The 20,950-nt window shown below is 45.0% G+C and carries 17 protein-coding genes and 1 riboswitch; of the genes, 5 read left to right on the forward strand and 12 right to left on the reverse strand.

Annotated features, from left to right (window positions below; genetic code table 11):
- Positions 1-17 precede the first annotated feature (17 nt).
- A complete protein-coding gene (gene lolA / locus FKN93_RS08270; RefSeq protein ID WP_170904846.1) occupies positions 18-611 on the reverse strand; it encodes an outer membrane lipoprotein chaperone LolA in 594 nt (197 codons plus the stop codon).
- 182 nt (positions 612-793) lie between these two features.
- Positions 794-1,414, reverse strand: a complete 621-nt coding sequence (locus FKN93_RS08275; protein WP_170904847.1) for a YecA family protein — start codon at positions 1,412-1,414, stop codon at positions 794-796.
- Between the two features lie 180 nt (positions 1,415-1,594).
- On the opposite strand from FKN93_RS08275, the gene dusC reads away from it, so the two are divergent.
- Positions 1,595-2,542 (forward strand): tRNA dihydrouridine(16) synthase DusC, encoded by a 948-nt coding sequence (gene dusC, locus FKN93_RS08280; protein WP_170904866.1) that lies wholly within the window; start codon positions 1,595-1,597, stop codon positions 2,540-2,542.
- An 87-nt stretch (positions 2,543-2,629) separates the two neighbouring features.
- On the opposite strand, the gene yfbV is transcribed toward dusC, so the two are convergent.
- A complete protein-coding gene (gene yfbV, locus FKN93_RS08285) occupies positions 2,630-3,082 on the reverse strand; it encodes a terminus macrodomain insulation protein YfbV (RefSeq protein ID WP_040904387.1) in 453 nt (150 codons plus the stop codon).
- Between the two features lie 351 nt (positions 3,083-3,433).
- Between yfbV and FKN93_RS08290 the strand changes: the two genes are divergently transcribed.
- Both FKN93_RS08290 and pta read left to right on the forward strand, forming a co-directional pair.
- On the forward strand, positions 3,434-4,630 hold the full coding sequence (locus FKN93_RS08290) for an acetate kinase (protein ID WP_004395488.1): 1,197 nt from the start codon (positions 3,434-3,436) through the stop codon (positions 4,628-4,630).
- A gap of 188 nt (positions 4,631-4,818) precedes the next feature.
- Complete coding sequence (gene pta, locus FKN93_RS08295) at positions 4,819-6,963, forward strand: phosphate acetyltransferase (RefSeq protein ID WP_004395489.1); 2,145 nt, start codon at positions 4,819-4,821, stop codon at positions 6,961-6,963.
- An 89-nt stretch (positions 6,964-7,052) separates the two neighbouring features.
- Here the strand turns inward: pta and FKN93_RS08300 are convergent, their stop codons facing one another.
- The 7 genes from FKN93_RS08300 to FKN93_RS08330 all read right to left on the reverse strand — a co-directional run bounded on the left by FKN93_RS08300 (position 7,053) and on the right by FKN93_RS08330 (position 14,721).
- The gene (locus tag FKN93_RS08300) at positions 7,053-8,000 is read right to left on the reverse strand and encodes a glutathione S-transferase family protein (protein WP_170904848.1); all 948 of its coding nucleotides are present in this window, start codon (positions 7,998-8,000) and stop codon (positions 7,053-7,055) included.
- Between the two features lie 195 nt (positions 8,001-8,195).
- Entirely contained in the window at positions 8,196-9,188 is a 993-nt protein-coding gene (gene oppF / locus FKN93_RS08305) for a murein tripeptide/oligopeptide ABC transporter ATP binding protein OppF (RefSeq protein ID WP_170904849.1), read from the reverse strand.
- Positions 9,188-10,156 carry an ABC transporter ATP-binding protein gene (locus FKN93_RS08310; protein WP_161438609.1) on the reverse strand — a complete coding sequence of 323 codons (969 nt, stop codon included), beginning with the start codon at positions 10,154-10,156 and terminating at the stop codon, positions 9,188-9,190. Before FKN93_RS08310 ends, oppF begins: the two co-directional genes overlap by 1 nt.
- A 24-nt stretch (positions 10,157-10,180) precedes the next feature.
- Positions 10,181-11,083, reverse strand: a complete 903-nt coding sequence (oppC, locus tag FKN93_RS08315) for an oligopeptide ABC transporter permease OppC (RefSeq protein ID WP_004395493.1) — start codon at positions 11,081-11,083, stop codon at positions 10,181-10,183.
- A gap of 15 nt (positions 11,084-11,098) precedes the next feature.
- Positions 11,099-12,019, reverse strand: a complete 921-nt coding sequence (gene oppB / locus FKN93_RS08320; protein ID WP_072669302.1) for an oligopeptide ABC transporter permease OppB — start codon at positions 12,017-12,019, stop codon at positions 11,099-11,101.
- A gap of 104 nt (positions 12,020-12,123) precedes the next feature.
- Positions 12,124-13,755 carry an ABC transporter substrate-binding protein gene (locus FKN93_RS08325; RefSeq protein WP_170904850.1) on the reverse strand — a complete coding sequence of 544 codons (1,632 nt, stop codon included), beginning with the start codon at positions 13,753-13,755 and terminating at the stop codon, positions 12,124-12,126.
- 582 nt (positions 13,756-14,337) lie between these two features.
- Positions 14,338-14,721 carry a DMT family protein gene (locus FKN93_RS08330; protein WP_154168463.1) on the reverse strand — a complete coding sequence of 128 codons (384 nt, stop codon included), beginning with the start codon at positions 14,719-14,721 and terminating at the stop codon, positions 14,338-14,340.
- Between the two features lie 252 nt (positions 14,722-14,973).
- Between FKN93_RS08330 and FKN93_RS08335 the strand changes: the two genes are divergently transcribed.
- Positions 14,974-15,891, forward strand: a complete 918-nt coding sequence (locus FKN93_RS08335) for an aminoimidazole riboside kinase (RefSeq protein WP_170904851.1) — start codon at positions 14,974-14,976, stop codon at positions 15,889-15,891.
- 170 nt (positions 15,892-16,061) lie between these two features.
- Here FKN93_RS08335 and FKN93_RS08340 read toward each other — a convergent pair whose 3' ends face one another.
- Positions 16,062-17,690 carry a glycoside hydrolase family 32 protein gene (locus tag FKN93_RS08340; protein ID WP_170904852.1) on the reverse strand — a complete coding sequence of 543 codons (1,629 nt, stop codon included), beginning with the start codon at positions 17,688-17,690 and terminating at the stop codon, positions 16,062-16,064.
- A gap of 130 nt (positions 17,691-17,820) precedes the next feature.
- Positions 17,821-18,822, reverse strand: a complete 1,002-nt coding sequence (locus FKN93_RS08345) for a LacI family DNA-binding transcriptional regulator (RefSeq protein ID WP_158144024.1) — start codon at positions 18,820-18,822, stop codon at positions 17,821-17,823.
- 253 nt (positions 18,823-19,075) lie between these two features.
- On the opposite strand from FKN93_RS08345, the gene FKN93_RS08350 reads away from it, so the two are divergent.
- Positions 19,076-20,515 carry a sucrose-specific PTS transporter subunit IIBC gene (locus FKN93_RS08350; protein ID WP_170904853.1) on the forward strand — a complete coding sequence of 480 codons (1,440 nt, stop codon included), beginning with the start codon at positions 19,076-19,078 and terminating at the stop codon, positions 20,513-20,515.
- Positions 20,516-20,766: 251 nt separating this feature from the next.
- Positions 20,767-20,864, forward strand: a riboswitch (TPP riboswitch).
- Positions 20,865-20,950: the final 86 nt, after the last annotated feature.

Raw genomic sequence — 20,950 nt, forward strand, 5'->3', positions numbered from 1 at the left:
GCTCATTGATTTCGTTATTAGCGTTGATCATCAACATCAACCCCATCGGGGATAACAAATTGAAAACGGCTGATAGGCGGCTTTTGCAAAGTGACATCATGGAATGTAAAACGACTTTGCTGACCATCTTGCTCTATGACGGTAAATCCGGTCACTTTGCCTTGTGCATCAATCATGATCTGAAAACGTCCTTGATTCGATTCAAAGGTAATGGGTGTTAAGGTAAAAACATCACCTTCAGCTTCCACTTGGTACGCATTCCAATCACTGGCTTGATTACGAGTCAGTAATATAAAAGGTGTCTGCTCAGTGGCTTGTTGCTGATTATAAATTGAGACTTGTTCGATAAATGGGCTGTAATACCACAGTGTTTGTCCATCGGAGACCAAGATATTTTCATCCGGTTCAAAGGTTTCCCAGCGAAACAATCCCGGACGAGCCACTTCAACGGTGCCCTTACCTTCCATGACTGTTTCCCCTTCTGGACTCAGCACTTGCTGATCAAACTGGGCACTAAAACCTTCGGTTAATGCTAAACGCTGACTCAGCGTCTCTTTAGGACTCGCCAATACCGAAAAGCTACAAAACAGCAGCACTATCCATTTTTTCATTTTATTTTTACTCCTGACAACCTGACTTAAGGATAAATCCGTGATGATTAACCGCATCAATATCTTCAATGGTAAGGTATAACGACTTTCCTTGTTTTATATGTCAACATTCGGTAGAAAAAGTTCGTGGTTAAACCGCGTCATGTCGAAAACAAGGTTGACATGACTCCGCCCAAGTGTGGTTATTGGCCACAGCAATGCTTGAATTTTTTACCACTCGAACATGGACAAGCATCGTTACGCCCAACTTGTTTATAAGGATTAATGGTTTGCGCTTTAGCGCCAAGCATCGCTTCATCGGCGGCCAGCGCCACTTCATGAACCATTAAATCCAGTTGTTCAATCATATGCGCTAACGTGGGCAATGATTCATAACCCGCTGCTTTCATCTGCTGATGAGTCCCCGCTTCATCAATCGCCAACATTAAGGTGGTTAATAACGCTTGTAGCATGCGTAATGAACCATCGGAATGACTGAGCGTCTGCCATTGTGGTTCGATCATCGGCCATAGACTCATAAACCCCTGAGCAAACTCAGTTAACCCCTTTTCACGTGACTCTGCGTGTTGCGATAAAAGGCTTAACAACGCAAATTGATTAGCTTTAAGCTGCTGATACTGTGCATTGATCTGTGCGGTAATCAAAGGTTCCAGTTCATCGACATGGTTTGGAAACAACTCACTTAACCACTGCTTAGGGTCCAGTGGCTGAGTAGCAAAATTCGCCGCTAATATACTGCCTTCGATAAACAAGGGGGATACAGCGCAGAAGTGCTTAGGGAGCATTATCAATGGGTAGTTCATAAATTATCGGTATCGGTCAATTAAGATTGACACAGTATAAACGTAAACCGTTGTCAGTTGCAGCCATGATCCGCGTATCACTTGCTACAATCCATCAGTAAGACGACAAAAGAGGATGACTCGTCGCCAGTCTGCCACTACAATCTCGCGTCTTTGTTATTGGCGGTACCAATCTTTATTATGCGCGTTATTTTAGGCCCAATGGAGGGCGTTCTTGACCCCTTGATGCGTCAAATGCTCACCGAAATCAATGATTACGATTTTTGCGTCACCGAATTTGTTCGCGTGGTCAACTTGCTCCTGCCGGATCATGTTTTCTATCGTCTTTGTCCCGAGCTTAAACACGCTTCACGCACTCAATCCGGCACCCCAATCAAAGTCCAGCTTTTGGGCCAAGAGCCACAATGGATGGCAGAAAATGCCGTGCGCGCCGCAGAATTAGGCGCCTATGGCGTTGATCTCAATTTTGGTTGTCCCGCGAAAATGGTCAATAAAAGCAAAGGTGGAGCGGCACTGCTGCAACACCCTGAATTGATTTATCAGGTGGTTAAAGCCTGCCGTGACGCAGTGCCCAAACACATCCCTGTCAGCGCTAAAATTCGCTTAGGATGGGAAGATCCTAATGACTGTTTTGAAATTGTCGATGCGGTAACTCAGGCTGGGGCCGATGAGCTTACCGTGCATGCGCGAACCAAAGCGGGGGGCTACAAAGCCAGTGAAATTCAGTGGGACTATATTGAACAGATCCGCCAAAAAAGCACCATCCCTTTGATAGCCAACGGTGAAATTTGGAATCATGCCGATGCGCAAGCCTGCATGAATACCACGGGCGTTGATTCTTTGATGGTTTGCCGCGGCGCGCTGAATATTCCTAACTTAGGCAATATAGTCAAATACAACCATGCGCCAATGCCTTGGAGTCAAGTTGTTGAATTATTACTCGAATACTCTGCCTATGAAGTGCGCGGAGATAAAGGTCGCTACTATCCTAACCGCGTCAAGCAGTGGTTTTCGTACTTACGTCAAGCGTATCCAGAAGCGGCAGAGCTATTTAGAGAGATACGCACGCTGACTGACGTCAACGCCATCGTAAGCCACTTTCAACGCTATCGCGATCAACTGCGCTAATCGGCTCCCCAAAACAAAACACCGCGCGGCTCAATCAGCGGCGCGGTGTTATTCGTTTATATGGTCATATGACCGTCGATATCTTATTTAAAACCAGCGCTCTAACGCCCCTTTATCTAACTGACGAAAAGCGCGGTTAAGCACTAAAGCCAGTTCTTTATAACGAGGTTTCGCTTTGAGTGGCTCAAGCGCAAAACCCGTCTCAATGATTTTTTGGTGTAATTCACGATACCAACCAGCCAATGAAGGGGGTAATTGGGTATTCGCACGGCTGCCCAACCACCAAATACCTTGTAATGGCAAACTGATCGCAAACAGAGCCACCACAATGGTTTGTGGCATAGCTTGTAAATTATGAAAGCTCATTTGAGTCAGTACGCTAATCGCCGCAATGGCTGGCATCACTTTAATGCCAAAACGGGTCGCTTTTATGATACGTGCTTCGGGAAACAGTAAGTTGAGCTCTTTACGCATTGGCCAGGTATCCATGTACTTTTGGCCATCTCTTAAACTATGGATGATTCCTGCTCTGTTGGCCATACCCTCTCTCCTTCACTGTTGATGAACCTTAAGACTAAAAAATAGTTTAATGATTCAACAAATGGCGTAAAAATTTGACGAAAGCTAATATTGTTTCAAATTTTTTTTGTTATACTGAGCCATTATCGCTATCCTCTGCGGACTCTCAATCTTATTGTTGCTGTTATTTACAATTTAGGCAACCGTAAGACGAAATCAGCATGGAATGCGTCGACGATTATACTGATTCAGTCACGTCCCTATTATACGGATATTCACCGTGTTATTGATCAAGATTAGTTCTCACTTTTTACGGGTTCAGCTATTCTTGTGGTTAAATTTTATCCTAACTGATTATACAGGTAGTTATACATGTCCAAGCTAGTTTTAGTTTTAAACTGCGGTAGTTCTTCGCTCAAGTTTGCGGTTGTTGATGCAGAAAACGGCAATGAGCATCTCTCCGGTCTTGCAGAATGTCTGCACCTTCCTGAAGCGCGTATCAAGTGGAAACTTGATGGTAAACATGAAGCCCAATTAGGTCATGGCGCAGCTCACGAAGAAGCGCTCGCATTTATGGTTGATACCATCCTTGCTTCAAAACCTGAACTAGCTGAAAACCTTGCAGCTATTGGTCACCGAGTGGTACACGGTGGTGAGCAATTCACTCAATCAGCGCTAATCGATGATTCGGTATTAAAAGGGATTGAAGACGCTGCAACTTTCGCACCTCTGCATAACCCTGCACACATCATTGGTATCAATGCGGCTAAAAAAGCTTTTCCAGCGCTGAAAAATGTTGCTGTATTTGACACTGCATTCCACCAAACCATGCCTGAAGAAGCTTACCTATACGCACTACCTTACCATCTTTATAAAGAGCACGGTATCCGTCGCTACGGTATGCATGGAACTTCTCACCTATTTATTGCTCGTGAAGCCGCTGAGCGTTTAGGTAAACCGGCCAATGAATTGAACATCATTAACTGCCATCTAGGTAACGGTGCTTCTGTCTGTGCAATTAAAAACGGTCAATCGGTTGATACGTCAATGGGCTTAACGCCACTTGAGGGCCTAGTGATGGGGACTCGTTGTGGTGATATCGATCCTGCGATCATCTTCCACCTGCATGACGCATTAGGTTACTCGGTTGAGCAAATCAACACAATGCTAACCAAAGAGTCTGGCCTACAAGGCTTAACTCAAGTGACTTCAGACTGCCGTTTTGTTGAAGATAACTACGGTGAAAAAGAAGAAGCGACTCGCGCAATGGACGTATTCTGCCATCGCCTAGCGAAATACGTTGCTGGTTACACTGCAAGCTTGGATGGCCGTTTAGACGCCATCGTCTTTACTGGTGGTATCGGTGAAAACTCGGGTCCAATTCGCGAAATGGTTCTAAATCGTTTAGCAATTTTTGGTATTGAAGTCGATAGCGCCGCTAACCTCAAAGCTCGTTTTGGCGGCGAAGGTGTGATCACCACAGCAAACAGCCGCATCCCTGCAATGGTTATCTCAACCAACGAAGAGCTGGTGATTGCTGAAGATACTGCGCGCTTAGCAGGCATCTAATTGTCCATGTAGGCGACTCTTCCTTCCTTGCCGATAGTGTTACTTATCGGCAAGGTTTATCTAGCGTCTCAAGATGTAGCCTATTTTTTAGGGGCTCAAGACCTATTCTTACGGAATACGGCGTTGGGCTTTGTTCCTTTCAATCTAACTCGTTTAGATTGTATCGATAGTGTTGAGGTACTTAACGTATGTCCCGTACTATTATGCTTGTCCCAATCAGTGCCGGTGTGGGTTTAACCAGTGTGAGCATGGGTCTTTTGCGCGCCATGGAGCGTAAAGGTGTAAGCGTTTCTTTTTACAAACCAATTTCACAGCCACGTAGCGGTGGCGATCAGCCAGATTTAACATCAACCATTATTCGTCATAGTAGCGATATCAAAATTGCTGAACCAATGGCCATGTCAGCCGCCGAAGCGCTGATTGGCGGCGAAAAAATGGATGTACTACTGGAAACGGTCGTTGAACGCTATAACCAAATTATTGTTGATGCCGAAGTCACGTTAATTGAAGGTTTAGTCCCGACACGTAAGCATCCTTTTGCCAACCAAGTTAACGCAGAGATTGCTAAAACGTTAGGCGCTGAAATTGTTTTCGTTGCCACGCCTGGTACCGATAATCCAACTCAGCTCAAAGAACGTATCGAAGTCGCTTGCTCTAACTTTGGCGGCACTAAGAATAAAAACATCTCTGGTGTGGTTATTAACAAACTCAATGCGCCAGTCGATGATGCGGGTCGTACTCGTCCCGATTTGTCAGAGATTTTTGATGATGCCGACGGTGCAAAACAAGCCAACCTTGAAGTGATGCAAATCTTCAACAGTAGCCCAATTCGCGTACTTGGTTGCGTGCCATGGAGCATTGACCTTATCGCGACTCGTGCGATTGATATGGCGAAACATCTCAAAGCCGAAATCGTTAATGAAGGTGATATCAACAGTCGACGCATTAAGAGCATCACTTTCTGTGCACGCTCTATCCCGCATATGATTGAGCACTTTAAACCTGGCTCATTATTAGTGACTTCAGCCGACCGTCCTGACGTTATTGTTGCTGCTGCTTTAGCGGCGATGAATGGCGTAGAAATTGGTGCCGTATTGCTGACCGGTGGTTACGATATTCCTAAAGAGATCGCTAACCTATGTAAGCCTGCTTTTGACACTGGCCTACCGATTTTCAAAGCGCAAGGCAATACTTGGCAAACCTCATTGAACCTACAAAGCTTTAGCCTTGAAGTTCCAGCGGATGATAAAGAACGCGTTGAGTTTGTCAGTGAACATGTTGCTAGCCACATTGATGGCCCATGGATTGACTCGCTGACCGAAGGCACTCAAGCAACGCGTCGTTTAAGCCCACCAGCGTTCCGTTATCAACTGACTGAATTTGCTCGTCGTGCTAACAAACGTATCGTGCTACCAGAGGGTGATGAGCCACGTACCGTTAAAGCCGCTGCGATCTGTGCAGAGCGTGGTATTGCAAAATGCGTACTGCTTGGTAACCCAGAAGAGATCAAACGCGTTGCTGCATTGCAAGGCGTTGAGCTTGGTGCAGGCGTTGAAATTATTGACGCTGCAGCCGTTCGTGAAAATTACGTTGCTCGTTTGGTTGAGCTGCGTGGCGCGAAAGGCATGACCGAAGTCGTCGCTCGTGAAAAGCTTGAAGATTCGGTATTCCTCGGCACTATGATGCTTGAAGCGAATGAAGTCGATGGTCTTGTTTCTGGTGCGGTTCATACCACAGCCAATACCATTGTTCCACCGTTCCAGATCATCAAAACTGCGCCGAACGCTTCGATCGTCTCTTCCGTGTTTTTCATGCTGCTGCCTGATCAAGTTTTGGTTTACGGTGACTGTGCGATTAACCCAGATCCAACTGCTGAACAACTGGCGGAGATCGCGATTCAATCGGCAGACTCTGCGGCTGCATTCGGTATTGAACCTCGCGTCGCGATGATCTCTTACTCAACCGGCACCTCAGGTAAAGGCGCGGATGTGGATAAAGTGCGCGAAGCCACTCGTCTTGCTCAAGAGAAACGTCCTGATTTAATCATTGACGGGCCTCTGCAATACGACGCTGCCATCATGGAAAATGTCGCGGCTTCTAAAGCACCGAATTCTCCAGTTGCAGGTAAAGCAACCGTGTTTATCTTCCCTGATCTGAATACAGGTAACACCACTTATAAAGCCGTACAGCGTTCAGCGGATCTGGTTTCTATCGGTCCAATGCTGCAAGGTATGCGTAAGCCGGTGAACGACTTATCACGTGGTGCTTTGGTTGACGATATCGTCTACACCATCGCCTTAACTGCGATTCAAGCAGACCAAGAGCAAAAATAATTGAGATAATGATTGCTCACGGTTAATGGCAGACAAAAAGCCCTCGATGTAATTCGAGGGCTTTTTTAATCATGACGACCAAATGTCGATTAACTTAACTGTTCACGACCATGAGCACTCTCAAGATCAAGTTCTGGACCTCTTGGCACCACTTGCGTTGGATTAATCATGCTATGACTAAAATAATAGTGCCGCTTAATATGATAAAAATCCGTCGTTTCACGCACTCCCGGATGTTGATATAACTCTTTAAGATAGCTATTAAGATGGGGATAATCAGCAATCCGTCGCTTATTGCATTTAAAATGGCTTACATACACCGCATCAAAACGAATCAAGGTAGTGAACAACCGCCAATCCGCTTCAGTTAACACTTTTCCAGCCAAATAACGATGCGTTGCCAAATGTTGCTCTACCTTATCTAGAGCCGCAAAGAGTGCTTCATACGCTTCTTCATATGCTTGCTGGGTAGTAGCAAAACCACAGCGATAAACGCCATTATTAATATTGGGATAAATAAAAGCATTCCAATCATCAATGACTTCACGCAATGCCAATGGGTAATAGTCGATATCATTGCCGGTTAATGAGTTAAACGCCGAGTTAAACATTCGGATAATATCTGCAGATTCATTACTGACGATGGTTTGGGTTTGTTTATCCCATAGTACTGGCACAGTAACGCGTCCGGTATAATCCGCTTTGGCTTGAGTATAGAGTTGATGCAAAAAACGATGGCCAAATAAAGGTTCGGGGATCCCAAACTGCCAGCCATGGCTAAGCATATCAGGGCAAACCACTGTTACGTCAATATGGTCCGTCAGCTGTTTTAACTCTCGAAAGATCAACGTGCGATGCGCCCATGGACAGGCTAAAGAAACATACAGATGATAACGACCTGAATCGGGAGTGAATCGAGCATTCGGTGTATTGTCTATCCAATGGCGAAAGGCTGCGTCTTCACGCACAAATTGCCCATCACTCTGTTTCGTATCGTACCAAACGTCCTGCCATTGGCCTGCCACTAGTCTACCCATGCTTGACCTCTCTCTTTACGTATTTCGCCACTCAGTATTGATACGCTAGTATAAAATGAAGCCGTAAGAAGAGAACCGTAGGGAATTGGCCTAGATGTTCAAAATTTTTGATGGGGAAGCAAATAAAACCATTTGAATATCACCCCGAAAGACGATCTATCTTTCGGGGCGATGTGGTAGAGATGGACCTTGAGGCTATATTTCGACGTGTAGACACGACACAGCGTGAGTATCATTACCTTTGATTTGCGGTTTGGTTTGCGCACACTCTGCCGTGGCTTGTGGGCAACGAGTGCGGAACACACAACCAGATGGAGGATTGATCGGCGAAGGCAGGTCCCCTTCTAACATCTGAATGGTTTTGCTGCGCTCTTTTTTAGGATCAGGGATCGGCACTGCCGACATCAAGGCTTTGGTATAAGGATGCAGCGGATTGGAGAATAGAGCTTCGGACGTGCCCAGCTCAACCGCATTACCTAAATACATCACCAATACCCGATCGGAAATATGCTTTACTACCGATAAATCATGAGCAATGAATACCAGAGACAAGCCCAATTCTTTTTGCAACTGCTGCAATAAGTTAACCACCTGAGCCTGAATCGAGACATCCAGCGCTGAGACGGGTTCATCACAGATGATCATTTTCGGATTTAAGATCAACGCACGAGCAATACCAATACGCTGACATTGACCACCGGAAAACTCATGAGGATAACGGTTAATCACGTTCGGCAGCAAACCGACTTTAGCCATCATCTCTTTAACGCGATCTTTCACTTCTTGCTTAGATAGCTCAGGGTAAAAGGTTTGTAGTGGCTCAGCGATAATATCGCCCACCGTCATCCGCGGGTTGAGTGATGCCAATGGATCTTGGAAAATCATTTGAATATCTTTGCGGGTATTGCGTCGCTTAACGGCATTCAGACGGGTTAAGTCTTGCCCTAACCAGACCACTTGTCCTTCGGTCGCTTCGACTAGGCCAATGATTGCCCGCGCAAAGGTCGATTTACCGCACCCTGACTCACCCACCACACCTAAGGTTTCCCCTTCGTACAAGCGCACATTCACGCCATCGACCGCTTTAAGTGTCGATGGTTTGGCCCATGGCCATGGTGATTTTGCTGGAATGCTAAAATGTACTTTCAGATCTTGCACATCCAACAATAGATTTTTTTCTAAGTTCATTACTTCCATCCCTCCCAATCCGAAAAACAAGCGCGCTGACGATTATCGGCAAAAGTCAGTAACTGCGGCGCTTCACGTTTACAACGGTCGGTGACTCGATGACAGCGTTCTTGATACGGACACCCCGGTGGTAGACGTAATAGATTTGGTGGATTACCCGGAATGGTCGGTAAAATTTCCCCTTCCGTATCCAAACGAGGAATGGCTTTTAATAACCCTTCTGAATACGGATGACTTGGATTATAGAAAATATCATCCACGTCAGCGTATTCCATCGTCCGTCCGGCGTACATGACCAGCACCTTGTCACATGAGCCAGCGACAACGCCCAAGTCATGGGTGATCATAATGATCGCGGTATTAAACTCTTTTTTCAGCTCATTGAGCAAATCCATAATTTGCGCTTGTACCGTCACATCCAGTGCGGTCGTTGGCTCATCGGCAATTAACAATTTTGGACGGCACAACAGTGCCATCGCAATCATCACCCGCTGACGCATACCACCAGAAAACTCGTGAGGATACATGGTGATCCGATTACGTGCCTCGGGGATTTTCACCGCATCGAGCATACGCACTGACTCTTCGAAAGCTTGCGCCTTACTCATGCCTTTATGAAGCATTAACACTTCCATCAACTGATCGCTGACTTTCATGTATGGATTGAGCGACGTCATTGGATCTTGGAAAATCATTGCAATTTGTTCGGCGCGAACTTTGTTCAATTCACGTTCAGGCAAGTTTAAAATTTCTCGCCCTTCAAATTTAGCACTGCCACTGATCTTTCCGTTTTTGGCCAGCAAACCCATTAAAGCAAACACGGTTTGTGACTTGCCCGAACCAGACTCACCAACAATGCCCAAGGTCTCACCTTGTTGCAAAGAGAAGGTTAAATCATTGACCGCAGTGACCATGCCATCCCGAGTCGAGAACTCAACTCGCAGGTCTTGAACATCTAATAAGTTCATTATCTATTCCTTAGCTAAGTTGGGTTATCGGTCTTTAGGATCGAGCGCGTCACGCAGCCCATCACCGACGTAGTTAAAACAAAATAGAGTGACGATCATAAAAGTAGCCGGGAAGATAAGTTGCCAAATAGCGACTTCCATTGTGTTAGCGCCTTCCTGTAGCAACGCCCCCCAACTGGTCATCGGCTCTTGAACCCCTAAACCAAGGAAAGAAAGAAATGACTCGGTTAAAATCATACTCGGGATCAGTAGCGTTGAGTAGACCGCAACAATGCCCAGTACGTTCGGCACAATATGACGAGTGATAATTCGCCATTGACTGACACCACAGACATGCGCAGCTTCAATAAACTCTTTGCTGCGTAGGCTTAAGGTTTGCCCACGTACAATTCGCGCCATATCCAGCCAAGCTATCGCTCCGATAGCAACAAAAATCAGCACAATATTACGACCGAAAAACGTCACCAATACGATAACCAGAAACATAAAAGGAATCGCGTATAAAATTTCCAAAACACGCATCATCACACGGTCGGTACGACCACCAATAAAACCAGAAGCCGCGCCGTATAAAGTCCCAATCAGTACGGCAACAAACGCACCCATGATCCCGACCATCAAAGAGATTCGGCCGCCAATTAAGGTCCGGACAAATAAATCTCGCCCTAAGGCATCAGTACCAAACCAATGGGTTGCCGAAGGGGCCGCGTGCATCGCATACCAATCGGTTTCATCGTAACTAAAATTAGCCAGCATCGGCCCAAACACCACCAGTAAAGTGATGAAGCATAAAATACATAAGCTCGCCATTGCCGCTTTGTTGCGCATAAAACGTACACGAGCATCTTGCCATAAACTACGACCTTCAATCTCAAGGTTTTCGGTAAATTTCTCTATGGCTTGTAAGTGTTCTTGTTTCTTTAACATGCTTTCGCCCTCAAACTAGTAGCGAATTTTCGGGTCGATATAAGCCAGAAGAATATCGACAATCGCGTTAAATAAGATAAATAAGAAACCAATCAAAATGGTGATTCCCATCACTAAGGAGTAATCTCGGTTAAATGCCGCGTTAACAAACAAACGACCAATTCCGGGTAAACCAAAAATGGTTTCAATGACCACCGAACCAGTGATAATGCCAACGAAAGCCGGTCCCATATAAGAGACAACCGGCAGTAAAGCGGGTTTTAACGCGTGCTTAAACACGATATAGCGATAGCTTAATCCTTTGGCACGAGCGGTACGGATAAAATTACTGTTTAAGGTCTCAATCATCGAACCACGGGTGATACGGGCAAAAGTTGCAACATACAGCAACGACATACCAATCACTGGCAACGCCATATATTTAAAGGATCCATCGAGCCAGCCACCGGCCGGAAACCAACCTAATTTGATGGAAAAGACATAAATTAATACCGGCGCTAATACAAAGGAAGGCATGACGACCCCGAGCATCGCGGTCGACATAATCGTATAGTCTATCCAAGTATTGTGCTTTAACGCCGCAATCGTACCAATCGAGACACCGATAATAATCGTAAAGATAAACGCCGCAGCACCAATTTTTGCCGACACGGGTAGTGAACTCGCAACCAACTCATTCACGGTATAATCTTTATATTTAAACGAGGGACCTAAATCACCACGCAAAATATTACCGAGATAAGTGATGTACTGCACCGAAACGGGCTTATCAAGGCCATATTTGGCATTGATATTGGCCATGACTTCCGGTGGTAATGGACGCTCACTAGAAAACGGATTTCCCGGTGCAAAGCGCATGAGAAAGAAAGACAGGGTGATCAATACCAACATGGTTGGTATTGCCTCAAATATCCTTTTTACGATGAATTTAAACATAAACTCACTCTTTCCAATCTGTGATAATAAAAAATACAAACGACACTGCATGCACCGTTACGTACATGCAGAGTCGAACAACAGGTGGTTTAACCACTCAATTATTATTTTGCTATGAGATAAAGATCTTTAGTGTAGATTTTTTCTTCAGCGTTATTGCTCGGGAAACCACCGACCTGTGGTGATAACAAACGAGATTTAACATATTGATAGATAGGGGCAATCGGCATGTCACGTGCAAGCAGTTTTTCTGCCTGAGCGTAAATCGCCTGACGCTCTTTTTCTGAGGTAGTTGCCATGGCTTTGGCCATCAGCGCATCATACTCTTCGTTATGATATCTTGGATCATTCGAGCTGTTGCTTGACTTCATCAAGGTAAGGAATGATGAAGCTTCGTTGTAGTCACCACACCAGCCAGCACGCGTCACGTCAAAGTTACCTTCACGGCGTGAATCAAGATAGGTTTTCCACTCTTGGTTCTCTAGCGTAACGTTCACTCCAAGGCCTGAGCGCCACATCGATTGAATCGCGGTCGCGACTTTACGGTGGTTTTCTGAGGTGTTGTATAGCAAATTAAAGCGCAGTGGATTACTACGATTATAACCCGCTTCTTCTAGTAACTTTTTCGCTTCGGCCAAACGTTGCTGTTGAGTCATTTTGCCATAAGCAGGCATTTCTGGTTGGAAACCAGCGGTAATTTCTGGGGTTAAGAAATAAGCTGGTTTTTCACCTTGGCCCATAATCGCATTGGCGATGACATCACGGTCAATCGCGAAAGAGAGCGCTTTTCGAACTCGCACATCATCCAAAGGCGGTTTTTGGTTATTAAAACCATAGTAGTAAGTACATAAACTTCCGACTACCGAAACCGAGTCAGCATGGTCACGTTGTAAACGGCGGAAATGCTCAATCGGCACTTCGTTGGTAATGTGAATCTCACCAGATAAGAAGCGGTTCATCTCTGCGACTTGGTTTTCAATCGGTAAAAACGTGACTTTATTAATCACTGTTTTTGAATCATCCCAGTAATTTGGATTACGTTTCAGCTCTAAACGCTCATTAACTACCCAACGGTCCAACATATAAGCGCCATTGCTGACATAATTACCCGCGCGAGTCCACTCATCACCATGTTTCTCTATCGTCCCTTTATGGACAGGCTTCATTGTGGTATGACCAGTCATCATCACGAAATACGGCAGTGGCGTATCCAATTCAACCACCAAAGTATGATCGTCTAATGCTTTAACACCTAATGTCGTGCTGGCTTTTTCTCCGGCAATGATCTCTTTCGCATTTTTCATCTTGGTGTATTCCATATACCAAGAATAAGGTGACGCTGTAGCAGGGTCGACCGCACGCTGCCAGCTGTAAACGAAATCTTGCGCAGTCACTGGATCGCCATTAGACCATTTTGCATCTTTACGTAAATAGAAGGTATAAGTTTGGTTATCTGAGGTTTCCCAACGCTCGGCAACACCAGGAATGGTATTACCATCAGCATCTTGGTTAACTAAACCTTCGAGCAAATCGCGAATTACGTGCGATTCTGGTACACCTTCTGTTTTGTGCGGATCGAGAGAAGCAACTTCAGTACCATTACCACGGATAAGCTCTTGAACAGGAGCAAGTTTAGTTCCTGCTGGAACATCAGCAGCGAGCGCAGAGAAAGGGGTCGTAGCGACAGTTAAACCTGCGCTAAGTAACAAGGCTTGTGTGATTTTATTTTTGTACATGCATAAACTCCAAGTTTTTATTTTGCATCCATGACTCTTTATTAAGCCTTCAGAACGGCCTGAATCAGGTGGCTTAGCGCAAAAACCAAGCAATATAACCTAGACCTAATAAAGAATTTCGCACATTAGCAATCATCGAAGTAATTTGCCAATAAAATGTAAAGCTAACCAATGATATCCTTAACCCACATCAATTATTAGGCAATTACTCCACTATAACGCTGTACCGCTGCGCGTTTGCGGCTATGCCCTAGTGACTAATAAACCACCACTTACTTAGCCAGTAGCCTTTTTAATCGACAAGGGAAACAATCTTTAGATAAGTCGGGCATAAGCACTGCTTGCAACCCGATTAGCAGTATCTTTCGCCGTCAACTTTAGCAAAAAATTAACATTTAAACAGTAGAACGTCTAACTTATTGTAATAATCCCCTGTTAAAGCCCTGCGTTCTGTGAAGAGGGTCACTACCTTGCACTAAGCTGATCGTATTGCTCCAGCATGTCGCATTCACAAAAAGAATAACTACACGCCTAACCGATTAGTTTTAATGACTCTTCGTCCGATATTCGCCTAAAAATCAGCTATCCAAGAGAACGCGTCAAAATTTCAAGTATTTGTGGACGGAAAATAAAAAACACCGCGCCAAGTAAACACAGTCCGGCCCAGATAAAATCAAGTCGAAAAGGTTCTTTCATATAAATCAGCGCAAAAGGTACAAACACAGTTAACGTAATAACTTCTTGCAATATTTTCAGTTGGCCTAAGTTCATTACCGTATAACCAATACGATTGGCGGGTACTTGAAACATATATTCAAATAGGGCGATTCCCCAACTGATCAATGCAGCAATGATCCAAGGTTTATGGGCTAAATCTTTTAGGTGGGCATACCAAGCGAAGGTCATAAAAACATTACTGATCAATAACAGACCAATAGTGACCAACATTGGCGGTAAGGAAAACATGCTAAACGCTCCGCAACAAGTAGAAAAACCAGCGCAGTTTGCGCTGAGATTTTATTTTCGTCAATCTGTCCAAGCGTAATTTAAATCAAACTGGGAACGATACCGAAAATTAAACTAAAAATCTCAAATTTACCTCGTTTATTGATAAACGGTCACATTTTGAGAAGCAAAATATTCTACTCATCACTTGGCGCTTTTTACTCCCTAGTCCATCAGCTAAACTGGAACAAACCATTATCTGGAGAAATGACAATGAACAAAATTTGGGTAACGGGTGATGCCGTCGTCGATTTAATTCCCGAAGGAGACAAGCATTACTTAAAATGTCCCGGAGGGGCTCCTGCTAATGTTGCCGTTGCTATTGCAAGATTAGGTGGGCAAAGCGCTTTTTTTGGTCGAGTCGGGAACGATCCCTTTGGTCAATTTATCCAACAAATCTTAACCACGGAACAAGTCGATTGCCAACATCTTATTCTCGATGAGCAGCAACGCACCTCAACCGTAGTGGTTGATCTCGATAGCTCTGGTGAGCGTAGCTTCACTTTTATGGTCAAACCCAGTGCTGATCAGTTCCTACAGCCAACCGATATTCCAGCCTTTAAACAAGGGGAATGGTTGCATGTCTGCTCCATCGCGCTTGCTAACCAGCCAAGTCGCAGCAGCACTTTTGCAGCCATAGAACGAATCAAACAAGCCGGCGGTTATGTCAGTTTTGATCCTAATTTACGCGAAGAAGTCTGGCAAAACCCGGAGCAGATTATCGAAGTCGTGATGCAGGCAGTCAGTCAGGCTGACGTGGTGAAATTTTCTGAAGAAGAGCTGACTTTTTTAACTCAAACACAAACTATTGAGCAAGGGTTAACCGCATTAGCTCCCCTCGCTTTACCCTTAGTGGTGGTCACTCAAGGGGCAAAAGGTGCTTTAGTGGTAACAGGCAAACAACAGCAGTTAGTTACAGGTAAAGTGGTCAAACCTATTGATACCACTGGCGCAGGCGATGCTTTTGTCGGTGGTTTGTTGTACCAATTGGCGACAAGCCATAACTGGCAAGAGAATATTGCCCAAGCCATCCAATGGGCACATAGCTGCGGTGCATTAGCCACCACCCAAAAAGGAGCCATGACGGCTCTGCCTAATCAACAAGCATTACTCGAATTTATCGAATCTTAATTGAATGGCTGTTGGTCTTGTTGAACCAACAGCCACTATTATACCCAAACGATTTGGAGTCACAGGTAAGCGGCAAATGAATTCATCCCAATAAGCATAGACAAGCTATTTGATTGGGATGAACGAACGTAGCCAACATCGCTACAGTTACAAATAGGAGGAGGATAACCTTAAGCAGCAAACGGCTTTAATGTTGCCTGAAGAGGGAAGTAATCCGCTTCAAGCTCAGCGCCGAACAAAGCGATTTGCGTAGCATCCGGCGCGGTAAACACGCGGCTACTCATCACTTGCTCTCCTTGGTTGATAAAAATTTCAATCGACGAATGATCAACCAGAATTTGTAGCTTAACTTGTTCTGTCGTGAGGTTTAGCTCTCGTATTGTATCCCCTTGACGGATCTCAGTTTGACTGCGATCTAAGCGTAAAGTGTGGCTCTGCTCATCAAGGGATAACACAACTTGCTGGTGACGATTTTTCATCAAATGCAGCTCACTCCCCCAAGGTAAAGTGACCTGTAATTCATAACTTTTACCGCCAATGTCGATACCCTGCTCGGTCAAATGTAGTGAGCGTTTTTCGCCACGTAACTGAGTCAGTTCACGAATCGGGCTCTGTATCACGCGACCATTTACCCACCGTAACTCACGTAACGCGGTTAATTGATGGATCCAACCATCAGCGCAACTGGGGTGATCGACCTCGTCCGGTAGCCCCATCCAACCACAGAGTACGCGGCGTCCATCTGGCGTCAATGCCGTTTGCGGCGCATAAAAATCAAAACCACTATCAAGCTCCCAACCTTGTAAGAATTGTAGCTGTCCTGGCTGATTGTCGGCGACGGTAAAAATTCGATTGTGGTGTTCAATGGTGTGATGAGGATTAGATGAGCGAATACCTTGTGGACCAAAAACAACCAAGGTTTGGCCATCCAGTTCAAATCTATCTGGGCATTCCCACATATAACCATAAGGCGCTAATTCTTGACCATACAATCCATCAAATTGCCAATCATGTAAGTTATCCGAATGATAAACGGCTAAACAACCCGCTAATTGCTGAGTTTGCGCGCCGAGCAGCATCTGCCAGCGGCCTTGTTTATAGACGACTTTAGGGTCGCGAATATGCTCAGTAACACCATCTGGTAGTGTGCGGATAACCGGGCCTAGCTTAGTGAAACCACCTTCGGAGTTAGCTTTAGCAATGCACTGCATGGTCTGCCGCTGTCTATCCTGTCCTAATCGAGTATTTCCGGTATAAAACAACCACAGATCGTCATCATCACTGACCGCATGACCTGAAAAAACCCCGTGACTGTCAAACCAATCTGATGGCGTCAGTGCGATCGAATGCCAACGCCAGTTGATGAGATCTTGGCTCTTGAGTAACACCCAATATTTGTCTTTATGCTGGCAAGCAAACGGGTGCCACTGATAAAACAGATAATATTCACCTTGATGATAAACAAAACCATTAGGATCATTAAGTAAACCTTGTGGCGGCGAAATATGCCATTGCGGACGATATACACTTTCGGTCGGCGGTAAATAAGCTTTAGCTTGTTGACGTTGCTGCTTGGCAATGTGAATGCCAACCTCTGCCAAATCGTGTTCAGAAATTTCATCACTGATCGGCATAGAAAGCTGCCACTCCCCTAATACCGACTCTGAGACTATCGATGTTGGCAGCGGTTTAACCTGCTGTAAATCACGTACCGCAACGGTTACCCGCCCTTCTGGTGCTAAAATACGCAGAATATTGGTTATCCCACCAGCGAGTTCAATCAACAAATTAAGAGACATAGAATTACCATTAAATCGGGAACGTTCTCAAAAAGTATAAGACATTACGCCGATAGGCAAGTATTTCTGATTTTCATGAGTAACTCGACGAGAGCAATGTGAGAAAGAACACAAAATTGTCGACTAGTCTCTACGAGCCCAATGGTGAGCAAGTCTCACGATCAATATTTTGAAAGGTCAACACGACTTTACTCATCTCTAAACCTTGCCCAGCAATACGATCAAGCAACATTTTTGCGGCATTTTCTCCTGCTTTATCAAAAGCATAATTGAACGTTGATAAGCTTGGAGTACTGACATAAGCCAACTCGTCATTACCGACCCCGAGTATTTTCACCTGCTGACCCGCAATTCGACCGCTCTCATGCAGGGCTTTAATTGCCCCGACCGCTAATCGATCAGTCGCACAAAATAGTCCATCGAGTTGAGGGAAAACTTGCAGTTGCCGCTTAGCTAACCGATAACCTGATTCAATCGAAAAATCACCACGTGCATGAAACAATAACTCTCGCTGATGAAGCGCTAGTGACTGAGCTAACCCTTGCGAACGCAGGGCATCCACCGCCAAATCATCACTTTGCACACCGATAAAACCGATCTGCTCGCACCCGGCCGCGACTAAGCGATTACCTGCTTCAAACCCGACTCGTAAATCATCATGCACCACGCTAGGGATATTGTATAACGAGCCATCCTGACCAATTAATACAACGGGAACATGAGATTGTTGAATCGCTTTAATCAAAGGCTCATCAAGGTGAGTCGCATAGAAGATGATTCCCTCAACTCGCTTTTGATTAAAGATTTGAATGTATTCTAATTCCTTAGCATGAATTTGATGAGTATTGGCGAGCAATACATGCTTTCCTGCTTGTTCAAAAATAGCCGTTAAACCATCAACCCCTTGCGCGGTGGCATGGGAAGAGACCCGAGGCACAATCACGCCAATCAAATTGGTCTTTTGTGATTTGAGATCTTTTGCAACCTGATTGACCATATAACCACAATCAGCAACCGCTTTTAAGACCTTGATTTTGGTCGATTCTTTAACACCATACTCGTCATTCATCACTCGTGATACGGTCGATTTTGATACACCAGCTAAACGCGCTACATCATGCAAACTTGCCATTATTTTCTCATTCCATCATCACATTGGGATTGATTGCAAAATCACTACCATCTTATCGTTCTTATTGCGTGATTCTACCCTTGTTTTGTTAATTATCACTGCGGGTTTTGGCGATCCTATTCACATATTTACTGATTTCCTTTTGACCTGTAGCGATTTGTTGATGATTATTAAATCTGCAAACGTTCCCAAAAAAAACAACTGTAATCATTAAAACTATCCTATAAATCATTCACAACAACCGGGGTGAGTTATGAACTATCCAGTCATAGCAAAACAACTTATTGAGCTCTTGGGTGGCAAAGCCAACATTCAAGCACTCGCACACTGTGCCACTCGACTACGTTTGGCGATCAGTGATGAATCGCTGATTGATGAAAAAGCCATTGAAGATCTCGATGGTGTTAAAGGTCAATTTAAAGTCGCAGGCCAGTACCAAATCATTTTTGGCTCTGGGATTGTTAACCAAGTTTACGCTGAAATGGCGAAATTGACTGGCCTCGCTGAGATGTCCACCAATGATGTCGCCTCTGCGGGTGCGCAGAAGCAAAATATTGTCCAGCGTGCGGTGAAAGGCTTATCGGACATTTTCGTGCCGATCATTCCAGCCATTGTCGCGGGCGGTTTATTAATGGGTCTTTATAACCTATTAACGGCACAAGGATTATTTCTTGATGGGCAATCACTGATTGACGCCAATCCGGGTCTTGCTGATTTAGCGAGTATGATCAATACCTTCGCCAATGCCCCTTTTGTTTATTTACCGGTTTTACTGGCTTTTTCTGCCTCTCGTAAATTTGGTGGTAATCCCTTCCTTGGCGCAGCTTTGGGCATGCTCATGGTCCATCCTGATCTTCTCAATGGCTGGGGATTTGGTAGCGCTTCATTAACCGGCGACATTCCTACTTGGAATATTTTAGGCTTAGAGATCCAGAAAGTCGGCTATCAAGGCTCGGTATTACCCGTCTTAGTCGCGACCTTTATTCTGGCTAAAGTCGAAAATGGGTTAAGAAAAATCATCCCTTCTGTGCTTGATAACCTATTAACGCCGATGCTGGCTATTTTCATCACTGGGTTTCTGACCTTTACGGTAGTTGGTCCTTTAACTCGTGATGTCGGCTTCCTATTAGGCGATGGCTTAAACTGGATGTATGAATCAGCGGGCTTTATCGGTGGCGCACTATTTGGCTTCGTCTATGCACCATTTGTAATAACAGGCATGCACCATAGCTTTATTGCGATTGAAACTCAGCTTCTTGCTGATATCGCTATCACTGGCGGTACGTTTATCTTCCCTATTGCTGCCATGTCCAATGTGGCGCAAGGCGCTGCTGCTTTAGCCGTGGGACTTACCAGCAAAGAAACCAAAATGAAAGGGATTGCTGTGCCTTCTGGTGTAACCGCGTTACTGGGCATTACTGAACCTGCAATGTTTGGGGTTAACTTAAAACTGCGTTATCCGTTTATCGCAGCAATCTGCGGTGCAGCCATCGCCAGTGCATTCATTACTTTATTTACCGTAAAAGCACACGCTTTAGGTGCAGCAGGTTTACCGGGTATTATCTCCATCAGTCCTGATAAAATTGGCTACTATGTGGTCGGCATGGTTATCGCGTTCGTCGCATCATTTGCCCTCACCTTGTTGCTCGGTATGCGTGAAAAAGCCAAACTAGGTGCTCGTGCTAACGCGTAAGGTATCCCCCTTAACGGCAAAAATTATTAAGTCGCTTTGAACATCGATTACGCGACAAACCATCAACCGTTAATCTTACGCTTTGCCCACTCTTTGAGTGGGCATTTTTATTTATCCCACAGGGACTGATTGGATTGATTGTTATCTTAATGATTGTTATAAAATCAATCAGTCTATCCAAGTGGCTTAAAATTGTCGCTAAAAGGGGACCTATCCAATAACCCTGTCGCGTTAAGTCGGCAGGATATGCACCACTATAGTCGGGGAGCCTTAAGGCTGAGATCGCATTGCGAGACCCGTTGAACCTGATTCAGTTAGCACTGACGTAGGGAACTATGGCAACCAATGACACAGCTTTCGCATACCACTAGCATCAATGTGTATACGATGATTTAGCTTCGACCATATTGGTCGTCACTGGCCAGTTCCTATACG

Source organism: Vibrio sp. A8-1, assembly GCF_013048685.1.
Taxonomy (GTDB): Bacteria; Pseudomonadota; Gammaproteobacteria; order Enterobacterales; family Vibrionaceae; genus Vibrio; species Vibrio metschnikovii.